This window comes from Priestia flexa NBRC 15715, assembly GCF_001591565.1.
Taxonomy (GTDB): domain Bacteria; phylum Bacillota; class Bacilli; order Bacillales; family Bacillaceae_H; genus Priestia; species Priestia flexa.
This window is the reverse complement of record NZ_BCVD01000024.1, coordinates 26,943-38,279: the sequence shown is the minus strand read 5'-3', so window position 1 is coordinate 38,279 and position 11,337 is coordinate 26,943. Positions and strand designations below refer to the sequence as shown.

The window sequence follows — 11,337 nt, the reverse complement described above, 5'->3', positions numbered from 1 at the left end:
GTTTTTAAAACTGAAATTATTTTAATGCAACACTAGTGATACAGCAAACATTGAAGATATTAAAAAAGCATATAAAGTAGGCGTTTTATCCGGTGTGACAACAAACCCATCTTTAGTGGCAAAAGAAGGCGTAAAGTTCGAAGATCGCATTGAAGAAATTCTAAAAATAGTACCTGAAGTAGAATCAGTTTCAGCAGAAGTAACACCGGATGCTGAAACTGCAGAAGAAATGATTGCACAGGCAGAAGAATTAATTAAAATTAACGGCGGAGATAAAAATATTACAATCAAACTTCCAATGACAATCCCTGGCCTGGAAGCAACACGTTACCTTTCAAAAAAAGGCGTGAAAACAAATGTAACACTCATCTTTACCGTGAACCAGGCACTTCTATCAGCGCGTGCAGGTGCTACTTATGTATCTCCATTCTTAGGACGTTTAGATGATATTTCAGAAGACGGTGTCCACCTTGTATCAAAAATTGCAGAGCTGTTCCGCGTACAAAACATTGATTCGCAAATTATTGCGGCTTCTGTCAGACATCCAGATCATGTGACGCGTGTAGCGCTTGCTGGAGCTCATATTGCAACAATTCCTTATGCTGTCATTGAACAACTAGTGAAACATCCTTTAACTGAGCAGGGAATTGAAAAGTTTGCAGCTGATTGGAAAAACGCTGTTAAGAGCTAATTTCTCTACCTAAAACGATTTATTTAATGGAAGGAACGTTAGCTGTTTAAGAATTGTTAACGTTCCTTCTCATTATAAGGATATTAATACGACTAAGGGGTTAATTAGTATGGATTTATTAAGTAGTAAAGTAATTAAGACTGCCCGTGGTTTGGAACTATATATAGATTCAGTAGAGAATATCACAATTAAAGGGATTCATATTCCAACTACATCTAAGCCATATTATGGGGTTAAATTTGAAATTGATTTGTTTCGGTCAATTCTTTCGTTGAGATCCGCTTCTAGCTCCACAAAATATATCGTACCGCATTTTGATTCAAAAATGTCGCATACTTCTTTAACAAAATCCCAATCGCTTTGCATATCAAACACCCATACATAAGTGAAAATTATACCTTCTGCGTCACTTTTTGCAACAGCTTCAAAGATTTCTTTACGGAACAAATCTACTAATCTCCACATTTCTTCGTTGAATTGAAACAAAGGAGCAAGAAGCTCAATAGTCATATGGTTATGAAACAGCTTCAGTCCCGTACTTTTCTCTAACTCTTGTCCTACCGTCATTTTCCCAACCGCCTGTGGGCCGAATATGAGAACGAACTTCATCTAGTTTCTCCTTTCTGCCGTAAGCTTACTAGATTATCATTATATACATTTGGTGAATTTTATCACAAATAAACAAACAGCGGAAGAAGAGATTCCAACAACTAACAATTTACCGTAGAGGTGCGGAATTGCACCAACTCCAATCAAGAATGATAGCATAGCTTCTTCATAACCACGGCTTCTGCTTATCTCAAAAAAGCATTAAAAAAGGATGAAGGTATACAATACCCTCATCCTTGGATTTATATTTCTGCTGAACATCTTGAAAACAAAACAATTTCATGATAAATTAGTATAGATGCGTATCTATATTTGTTATCGATTATAATTTTCCCTACTATAATTATAATATAGAAATGATGCGCTAGTCAACTATTTTTTAAGGGGTGTTTGCGATGGGTTCGGAACTTCAGCAGGAACAAAAGCGCGTAGACGACGTTACGGAAAGAATTAATGAAGAAATAAATAAGCTAGAAGAAGAGACGACAAAGCGTAAAGAAGAAGTCATTCATATTCGCAAGCACTTTTGGGATGAGGTTAAGGTAAATACGGATACGTTTGATGATTACCTTGAAACGATTATTGGGTTACGTCAGGAAGCTCAGGCGCTATCAGTAACTCAAAGTACACATAAACATTCCTCTAAGCGATTATCCACGTTGCATCGGATGAAAGAACTTCCTTATTTCGGTCGTATTGATTTTACAGAAGAAGGAGATTCAGCTCCTGAGAGCATTTATATTGGAATTGCTGCTCTTAATGATCAAACTGGAGATGATTTTTTGGTTTACGATTGGCGAGCGCCTATTTCAAGCGTCTATTATGATTATCAGCCTGGACCGGCTCATTACATGACTCCAGGCGGTATGATTCAAGGTGTGCTTGAAAAGAAATGGCAGTATCTTATTCGTAACGGGATCATCCAATCCATGTTTGATACAAGTTTGACCATTGGAGATGAAATCTTACAGCAGGTTTTAGGTAAAGGTACGGATAAGCAAATGCATAATATCGTTGCGACAATTCAAAAAGAACAAAATAAAATTATTCGTCACGATAAAGGAAGGTTATTGATTGTTCATGGGGCAGCTGGAAGCGGAAAAACCTCGGCAGCTCTGCAGCGAATTGCGTATTTATTATATAAATACCGAGATCACATCAATGCAGATCAAATTATTCTATTTTCACCTAACTCTATGTTCAGTAGCTATGTTTCAAACGTACTACCAGAGCTTGGAGAAGAAAATATGCAGCAAGTGACGTTTCAAGAGTATTTAGACCACCGCTTAAGTAAAGCATTTCAAGTAGAAACGCCGTATGAACAGTTAGAATATGTTTTAACAGCTAAAAAGACATCTTTCTATCAATCGAGGCTCGCAAGCATACGCTTCAAAGCATCTACACGCTTTTTCGAAGCTGTTCAAGCCTACAGAAAATCGCTTGAATCAGAAGGGATGCTATTTAACGACGTTGTGTTTAGAGGGAAAGCAGTTGTAACAGCAGAAGGAATGGTAGAACGATTTTACAATTTTGATACATCTCTCCGCTTTCATAATCGACTTGAAAAGTTAAGAGATTGGTTATTGAAGCAGCTAACTGACTTTCAAAAAACCGAAAGCAAAAAGCCTTGGGTTCAAGACGAAATCGAGCTTTTAAGCAATGAAGATTATCATAAAGCACATGCGTATTTAGCTAAAAAACGCGGATTTAAAAGAGAAGACACCGCTGATTACGATATGGAACCACAAGCGCTTGCAAGGCTGATTGTGCGTCAAAAGCTAAAGCCGCTGCGAAGCAAAATTAAAGCGCTGCAGTTTATTGATTTTATCGGAATATACAAACAGCTGTTCACGAATTCTCTTGAAATAACGAAACACTTAAAAGACAAGGCGCCTGCTAATTGGCCTGACATTTGTGACATCACGGTCGATACGTTAGAGAAAGATAAGCTTTTTTATGAAGACGCTACGCCGTTTTTACTTCTAAAAGAAATCATTGAAGGGTTTCAAATAAACAGCGCTATTAAGCATATCGTCATTGATGAAGCGCAGGACTATTCGCCGTTTCAGTTTGAGTTTTTAAAACGTTTATTTCCAGCTGCACGAATGACAGTACTTGGTGATTTCAACCAGGCCATTTTTGCTCATGCAAGTGAAAATGCCGACTTTAAACTATTAACGAACCTTTATGGTGAAGAGCAAACGGAACTGATTAACATTACAAGAAGCTATCGATCGACAAAACCAATCATTGAGCTGGCGAGAAGGCTTGTGCCGAATGGAGAAACAATCGTTCCATTTGAGCGCGAAGGTAAACGACCTGCTCTTACACAGCTGCCAGATTATGATGAACTCCACCAAGCAATTGCGTCAAAGGTTGATGAATTCAAGAGTGAGGGTTATCACAGTATTGCGATTATCTGCAAGTCTGCAGAAGAAAGCGCATCTGCGTACTTATCTTTAGCTAGCATTAAAGATCTGAAGTTGTTAAAAAGCAACTCTCTTGAGTATGAGCAAGGAGTAGTAGTGGTTCCTGCGTACTTATCAAAAGGAATTGAATTTGATGCCGTTATCATCTACAACGCATCAGAGAAAGTCTACGCTGAAGAAAGTTTACGCCGTACTTTTTACACAGCTTGCACAAGAGCCATGCATGATCTTCACCTATACAGCGTAGGGAAAGCAAGTCCGTTTTTAGACAAAGCCCTTCTTGAAAGAGCGCTTGACGCTTAGGGCAATAAAAGATATTTACTTCTTCTAAATATTGGGTTATGATGGAATTATCATGGAGATATATGGAAGGAGCATAATGCAGATGGCTGGCATTCAATAATGGTTAATTAACAAAATGAATAGACAAATTCCCTTTTTTTACGAAAGGGTTGTTTTTCATTGTTACCATTATAGGATACGCCTAAGCTTATGTATGAGAAGACAAAAGAGCGGGTGCCTATTAGCATCTGCTTTTTTTGTTAGTCCATATCTCCAATCGTACGTTGGTTGGCGCGTCCGCAAGGAGATGCAAATATGTCTAAATTAACAAACAAAATTGCTGTTATAACAGGAGCAAGTCGAAGCAAAGGGATAGGCTCAGCCATTTGTATAGAGCTAGCCAAAGTGGGGGCAGATATCTTCTTTACTCACTGGTCTCCTTATGATCGACAAATGGACTATTTTGAAGAAGAAGATACAAGTTGGTCAAAAGAGTTAGTAACCGAAATTAAAAAATATGGCGTAAGATGCGAAGCGCTGGCACTTGATTTATCTAAACCTGATGCACCAGCACAGCTTCTTGAAGAAGTTCAAAAGCGACTTGGGACACCTTCTATTTTGGTGAATAATGCCACTCATTCCATTGACGTAGACTTCCGGAATCTAAATGCAGAAGTTCTTGATAATCACTATGCAGTGAACGTTCGAGCCACCTGTCTTTTAACCGCTGAATTTGCGCGGCGATTGGATGGCAAACATAGTGGGCGAGTCATTAATATGGTATCCGGACAAGATAAATCACCTGAACCAGGAAACCTTGCATATATCGCAACAAAAGGTGCAGTATCTACATTTACAAAATCAATCGCGATTGAACTTGCTTCTTTAAATATTACGGTAAATGCTGTAGACCCTGGTCCAACCGATACAGGCTGGATGAATGAAGAGTTAAAGCGAACTTTACTACCTCGCTTTCCAATGGGAAGGATTGGCGCGCCTACTGACGCAGCAAAACTTATTGCCTTTCTAGCTAGTAATGACGCAGCGTGGATTACCGGACAAATTATTCACTCTGACGGTGGTTTTTTGTAAATAAATCAATTTTCTTGTCCGCTAACATCAATTTTGGCATTTTTTCATACTATAGATTGAGGTGAGACTATGCCAAGAGTTCAGTATAAGGATTCAGACGTTGCATTAATGGCTAGAATGATACGAGCGGAAGCAGAAGGTGAAGGACAGCAAGGAATGTTATACGTTGGAAATGTCATTGTAAACCGAGTAAAAGCGAATTGCCTTGACTTTAAAGGTCTACGAACAATTCCGCAGGTTATTTATCAAGTGCAAGGAGGTAACTATTCCTTTGAAGCTGTTCAAAAAGGGAATGCTTTTTATCAACGAGCAAGAAGTACAGAGAAAAGATTAGCCAAGAAAACGCTTGATTTTTGGCGTGAGTATCCTGCAAAATATGCGCTTTGGTATTTTAACCCATACGGTCCGTGTCCTCCAACTTGGTACGGCCAGCCATTTGCAGGTCAATATAAAAACCACTGCTACTACGAGCCGCAGCCGAATACGTGTGACAGTGTGTATACTGGATCGTAAAGTTAATTTAAAATAAAAAAGAGTTCATCGCCTTTATATTTTAAAGATGAGCTCTTTTTTTGTTTTAAAACCGCAAAAAGTTTTGAGGCGTAACACGATATTTTCTACTACATTAGTATAGCTATGTCCAAGGGGATTTTGAAATCTCGGTACAATATAGAAAAATTTAATATCATTGTTTCGAAATATATACTCTAGACGCTCAAGGTAAATTCCTTCCATGGCTAGCTCAATACCAAAAGTAGCAGCTTGATGCAGGGTAGCGGATTCAATAAAGCCAAAATACGTGGGCTGCTTAATGAGAATATTGCTTTTTCCATTTGGGAAAGGCATTGAGACTAATAGATTAAGAGCTTGCTGAGAGCCAGATACAATAAATAATTTGTCTGGATTGGTAAAAACCTGTAGAGTTTGCAAATAGTTCACAAGCTGAACTCGTAGTGAATAAAGACCTTGCTGTTCAGAATAAGTAAATAGTTCTTCTTTATATAGATCTATCGCTTGGTACTGTTTTGGCGTTTCCTTTACTTACGAGCTGGGCAATGAAAACTCTACCTGTATCTCACGGAGCTGTAGAATTAGCACTTTTACCCTTAGCCACAGCAGGCTTTGCGATCATTAGAGCAAATGAAGCTCCTTCGCTTACGTTTTGGATTTCAAGCTTAATCGGCTCTTTGTCAGTCAGTTTCTAGCCTATGTAGCTTGGTACAGCGGAATGGCGATGGGCGGCATTTTAAAAATAAGTCAAATTCAATATCTACAGCCGTTTCTGATGATTGTTTTTGCAGCGCTCTTTTTGAACGAATCTATTACATTCTTTACAATTGTAACGGCTGTGGTTGTAGTAATAGCAGTCATTGTAGGTAAAAATACTGGAGTCACGAAGAAAAGTTCTGCATCAATCAAACAATCAAGATAGATGCCGTAAATATGTATAGAAAAGAATAGTTTATAGGCTTGTATCCGTTACCAACTCTCCCATCTTTCATAAGCTAATAGAGAAGGGAGAGACAAGTCATATGAAAAAGATTTATCTTGATGCCGGCCATGGCGGCAAGGACTCAGGTGCAGTCGGTAATGGCTTATTAGAAAAAAATCTTGTTTTAAAGCTTCAGCAATACATGATTAGTTTTTTGAATACAAATTATACTGGTTTTACACTTCAAACAACGCGCACAACGGATACGTTTTTAAGTTTGTCAGAACGCGCTTCTAAAGCAAATGCTTGGGGAGCTGATGTATTCATGTCTATTCACGTAAACGCTGGTGGTGGTACAGGCTATGAGGATTATATTTACAATGGATCCGTCAGCTCAGCAACCGTAAACTATCGCAATCGCGTGCACGAACAGGTCATTCCTGTACTAGCAGCTTACAACCATACAAATCGAGGCAAAAAAGCAGCAAACTTTGCGGTTTTACGCTTAACGAATATGCCAGCTGTTTTAACTGAAATTGCGTTTATTGACACAACGAAGGATGCAAATCTTTTAAAAAATGAAGCTTTCTTACAAGCGATGGCAAATGCATACGCAAGAGGGATTGCGGTGTATTTAAATTTACCTGTTCGCCAATCAACGGTTTATACCATCCAAGCAGGAGATACGTTTTATAAAATTGCGAATATGTATAACATTACCGTTGAAGCGCTGAGAAATGCGAATCCTGGCGTTAATCCAACTACTCTACAGATTGGCCAGGAAATCTATGTTCCTGTGCGCACATATATAGTAAAAGCAGGAGATACGCTGTATAAAATCGCAAGGATGTATAGCGTAACAGTTCAACAAATCCAAGCAGCGAACCCAGGTATTGACCCATCTGCACTTCAAATTGGTCAACAAATTAGGATTCCTTCATGAAAAAGTAGAAAAAGGGCTTATCTTTAAGCTCTTTTTCGCTTATAATAGCGCTTTAGAGTAGGTGTTTAGGTTCATTTTTTTTGAATCTCTTTTTATAGACGGAAAAAAATTCTATAATAGACATAAGGAGGAGAGGTATGTACATTGTTTATATTATTGGCACAATCTTAATTCTAGGGTTAATAACGACTTGTATTTACCTTTATCGCCGAAATGTACAAGTCGAAGAGAAGTATGTTACCCAGCTGGAGCTAGCACAAAAAGAAGCGGCTGTTTCCATCGCTGCTTGTGAAGAAGAATACAAACAGAAGAAACAAGCTGATTTAACAGAGAAAGAAGAGCACTACAAAAATATTATCAGAGATTTACGAGAAAAACATACGGCTCAGCTAATTAAATCGACAAAGTATATAAAAAGCTTGGAAGCTTTTTCGAAAAATAAAGGTGAAATTGTTATTCATAAAACGTTAACGACATTACAAACAAACTTAATTCATAAAAATAAGATTACAGCTGATGACATGATTATTATGGGAAACGTTTTTATGCCTTATTACATGAACGAACAGCTATTTATTCGACAAATTGACCACGTTGTTTTAATGAAAACTGGTATTTATTTGATTGAAGTGAAGAACTGGAGCGGAGATATTCTTTATGGTATTCGAAAAGACCAGATTCATGAGCTGTCATTTTTAGTCGATTCACTATCCACTCGGGTAGCACGAACAGAAGAACAAACCTTTGTATTTACGAAAACAAGTGAAGGTGAGATTAAAGTAATGAGTAAGCCTCATCCTGGAAAAGAAGTCCAGCAACACGCGGCTAGCTTAAAGTCTTACTTGCAAAAATTACGTCGCGATATACCTGTAGTAACACCAATCGTTTATTTTAACGGTGATTATAATACGAGTGTAAAAAACTACTCACAAAACCATTCACTTTGCTTTTCTACTAAAGATGACCTATCTGTCTTTTTCACTGAACAGTTAAAACAACAGCCTATCTATACAACAGAAGACTTAAAGATGTTTAAAGAAACGCTTGAAAAAGCAAGTTATCATTTCATTCATTCCTAGTTGTTAAAACGAACACAGCTTACTAAGGTAAAAGAGTAGTATACGTATTGACTAAAATGGAAAGTAAATACCTAAAATATGTTGTGTAAAAAGTGCTTTTATAAGCACTTTTTTTCATCAAGAAAGGATGGGAACCAATTGAATGTTCGTCAAATTTCAAAAGAAGACACGTGGCAACTTAGGCAAAGCGTAATGTGGCCGGATAAGAATATTGAGTATGTGAAAATAGACAACGATCATGAAGGAATTCATTACGGGCTATTTGATCATAATGAGCTTTGTTCAGTAATCTCACTCTTTGTCCAAGGTGATACAGCTCAGTTTCGTAAATTTGCAACTGATACAAGTCGTCAAGGAAAAGGCTACGGTACGACTTTACTAAATTACGTCATAAATGAAGCGAAAGAGATGAATACAAAAATAATTTGGTGCAACGCCAGAAAGAACAAGACCACCTACTATAAAAGATTTGGTTTAACGCCTTCTAATGAGACGTTTCAAAAGGGCGGCGTTGACTATGTTATTATGTCAAGACACCTATAATTTTGTTTGATTTTGAAAAAATATCCTGATATGGTGCTATAATGTAAATATCGATGATTATAGTAAAGCAGGTGAAATGAATGGATCTAGGTTATAAAGACAAAGCCGCGCACCATGCGATGGGCTTTGAATCAAGCTATGACTATTATGATGAGCAGTACAAGATTAACGACAATCCAACTGTTTGGCGCTATATGAACGCAGATCATTTTGAGTCCTTGCTATCTACAAAATCACTATTTTTCACAAAGCCCACTGCGTTTCTAGATCCTCTTTCTACGAATTACATGATGTGGAATATGCGCGATGTTGATAAATCCATGTTTGCAACCACTGAAGATTTAAAAAGCTATCTTGAAAAGGTCTATGAATTTTCTGCATTGTCCTCTTGGCATATAAATGAGCATGAGTCAGCAGGGATGTGGGATTTGTTTTTGAAATCTCAAGATGGCATCGCCATTCGCACGACATACGACCGATTATTAGGAAGTATTAAGGATTTACGCTATAAAGTTTTTGCGCGTAAAGTTCAGTACATTGATTTTGCTAAAAAGCAAGTGAGTGAAAATATCTTTGATACGCTTTTTTATAAGCGAAAATCGTACAGCTATGAAAACGAACTGCGGTTGCTTATTATCGCAAGTCGCATTGATGCATGGAAGAGCCAACAGCTATTTATTAAAGAAGAAATCTATGCTAGCGAATGGCAATCGCGTATGGACGCTTTAAAAGAAAGATCTTTTGCATTTTCTCATCTGCACGGAAATCTTGTACGCTGTGACCTGGCTCATTTATTTACAGAGATATACGTATCACCCAAAAGTTCTCCTGCTTTTGTTCAAAAAATAAAAGCGTTATTATGCGAGCACGGCTTAGCCTATAAGGATGTTATTCAGTCTGATTTAGCGAGAGACTATATATATTAACCGTATGAAATTTCTCTTCTCACTCCATTATAAGAATGGAGGTGTAGATGATGAAGCAACCGGTTGTAATCTGTCCAAAATGTCAGTCTGCAAGCGAATTAGGATCTGTGTTAACCGCACAGTCCAATCAAAACGTCATTTATCATTGCTCACAATGTGACTATCAGCTTCGCAACGTATATACGAATAAAGGGTGATGATCTAACAAGAAAAGTCAAGGTGTTGCAACACTTTGACTTTTCTTGTTGTTCGTAGTTCAATAAGTTTTATAGTTAAAAAGAAAGGGTACTTCACATGAGAGAACATAAGAGGTGGGTTGACGTCCTTAAGGGGGTTGGCATTTCTGCTGTCGTTATAAGTCACAGTGGACACGAACTGGCGCAGCATTATCTATTTTGGTTTCATATGCCGCTATTTTTTATGATTAGCGGCTATTTATTTTTTGAAAAACAAAGTCTTAATTCATTAAATAGGTGGGTTGTCAAAAAAACGATTATCCTTATGGTTCCATACGTATCATTTGGGCTTTTGATTCTAGGATATATTACATGGAAGACTAATGACTTTGCGGCTATTCCTTCCACTTTAGAATCCCTTCTATATGGAGGAAGAGCACTAGGTTTTTATTACGGCGTTTTTTGGTTTGTTCCATGCTTACTTTTAACACAAATTTTATTCGGCTATTTGGTTTTCTTTATACAATCCAAGCTAATAAAAATAGTTATTTTTATGACCATCTATGTAATGGCATATTTGTATTCTGTTTCAAAAATTCACACACAATTTATTATGCCTTGGAGTATGGATACAGTTCTAATGGCTATGACTTATTATGCAATTGGCTATTTCTTTAAAGAACGATTAACTACTGGGCTCAATAAAATTACGCAGCTAGTCTGTAGCGTGTTTATTCTTTTAGTCATTTTATTAGATTACAGCAGGCTGTTAAACTACGAGCTGGATTTAAAAGTAAATATGTATAATCATTTTGGTCTTGATCTTTTATTGCCAATAGCTATTGTTTTGCTATTGATACAAGGCAGTAAACTTATTCAAAGTAGTATATTGGGCGCAGTGTTTGAGAAATTTGGACAAGCATCTTTAACGATTATGTTTTTACACGTTCCAATTCAAATTATTTTGCGCGAAAATATTAGTTTGCATCCGCTTATCATTGGAGTCGTTAGTTTACTAATCAGTTTTTGTGCCCATATGATTTTTAATTCTTTTTTAGTTGCCAGACGCGTTTTCTTAGGCAAAATCTATGGAACAAGCAAAGAAAAGAATAGGAGTTATTATAGTCACTAAAGG

10 protein-coding genes and 3 pseudogenes are annotated in these 11,337 nt (G+C 37.3%); 11 read left to right on the top strand and 2 right to left on the bottom strand.

The annotated features are described in order from the left end of the window. Positions 1 to 49: 49 nt before the first annotated feature. The gene (gene fsa, locus BFL01S_RS06330) at positions 50 to 691 is read left to right on the top strand and encodes a fructose-6-phosphate aldolase (protein WP_061785203.1); all 642 of its coding nucleotides are present in this window, start codon (positions 50 to 52) and stop codon (positions 689 to 691) included. A gap of 246 nt (positions 692 to 937) precedes the next feature. On the opposite strand, the pseudogene BFL01S_RS06325 reads toward fsa, so the two are convergent. Beyond that, positions 938 to 1,300: pseudogene (locus BFL01S_RS06325) on the bottom strand (DEAD/DEAH box helicase family protein); the annotation flags it as partial. Between the two features lie 395 nt (positions 1,301 to 1,695). Here BFL01S_RS06325 and helD point away from each other — a divergent pair. The 3 genes from helD (at position 1,696) to BFL01S_RS06310 (ending at position 5,616) form a co-directional block, all read left to right on the top strand. After that, positions 1,696 to 4,032 carry an RNA polymerase recycling motor HelD gene (gene helD / locus BFL01S_RS06320; protein ID WP_061785202.1) on the top strand — a complete coding sequence of 779 codons (2,337 nt, stop codon included), beginning with the start codon at positions 1,696 to 1,698 and terminating at the stop codon, positions 4,030 to 4,032. Positions 4,033 to 4,326: 294 nt separating this feature from the next. Continuing rightward, entirely contained in the window at positions 4,327 to 5,103 is a 777-nt protein-coding gene (locus tag BFL01S_RS06315; protein ID WP_061785201.1) for an SDR family oxidoreductase, read from the top strand. Between the two features lie 69 nt (positions 5,104 to 5,172). After that, on the top strand, positions 5,173 to 5,616 hold the full coding sequence (locus tag BFL01S_RS06310) for a cell wall hydrolase (RefSeq protein WP_061785200.1): 444 nt from the start codon (positions 5,173 to 5,175) through the stop codon (positions 5,614 to 5,616). A gap of 84 nt (positions 5,617 to 5,700) precedes the next feature. On the opposite strand, the pseudogene BFL01S_RS06305 reads toward BFL01S_RS06310, so the two are convergent. Beyond that, positions 5,701 to 6,120 (bottom strand): annotated as a pseudogene (locus BFL01S_RS06305) (aminotransferase class I/II-fold pyridoxal phosphate-dependent enzyme); the annotation flags it as partial. On the opposite strand from BFL01S_RS06305, the pseudogene BFL01S_RS20890 reads away from it, so the two are divergent. The 7 genes and pseudogenes from BFL01S_RS20890 to BFL01S_RS06275 all read left to right on the top strand — a co-directional run. Continuing rightward, positions 6,111 to 6,535 (top strand): annotated as a pseudogene (locus BFL01S_RS20890) (EamA family transporter); the annotation flags it as partial. The pseudogenes BFL01S_RS06305 and BFL01S_RS20890 sit on opposite strands and share 10 nt — an antisense overlap. Positions 6,536 to 6,635: 100 nt before the next feature. Further along, positions 6,636 to 7,478: an N-acetylmuramoyl-L-alanine amidase gene (locus BFL01S_RS06295; RefSeq protein WP_061785197.1), complete on the top strand. Its 843-nt coding sequence runs from the start codon at positions 6,636 to 6,638 to the stop codon at positions 7,476 to 7,478. 137 nt (positions 7,479 to 7,615) lie between these two features. Then, positions 7,616 to 8,557: a nuclease-related domain-containing protein gene (locus BFL01S_RS06290; protein ID WP_025910999.1), complete on the top strand. Its 942-nt coding sequence runs from the start codon at positions 7,616 to 7,618 to the stop codon at positions 8,555 to 8,557. Positions 8,558 to 8,695: 138 nt separating this feature from the next. Continuing rightward, entirely contained in the window at positions 8,696 to 9,100 is a 405-nt protein-coding gene (locus tag BFL01S_RS06285) for a GNAT family N-acetyltransferase (RefSeq protein ID WP_061785196.1), read from the top strand. Positions 9,101 to 9,180: 80 nt separating this feature from the next. After that, positions 9,181 to 10,026, top strand: coding sequence for a hypothetical protein (locus BFL01S_RS06280; protein WP_061785195.1), 846 nt, complete (start codon positions 9,181 to 9,183; stop codon positions 10,024 to 10,026). 47 nt (positions 10,027 to 10,073) lie between these two features. Further along, on the top strand, positions 10,074 to 10,223 hold the full coding sequence (locus BFL01S_RS20670) for a hypothetical protein (protein ID WP_169799843.1): 150 nt from the start codon (positions 10,074 to 10,076) through the stop codon (positions 10,221 to 10,223). A 97-nt stretch (positions 10,224 to 10,320) separates the two neighbouring features. Continuing rightward, on the top strand, positions 10,321 to 11,334 hold the full coding sequence (locus BFL01S_RS06275; protein ID WP_061785194.1) for an acyltransferase family protein: 1,014 nt from the start codon (positions 10,321 to 10,323) through the stop codon (positions 11,332 to 11,334). The last annotated feature ends 3 nt before the right edge of the window (positions 11,335 to 11,337 follow it).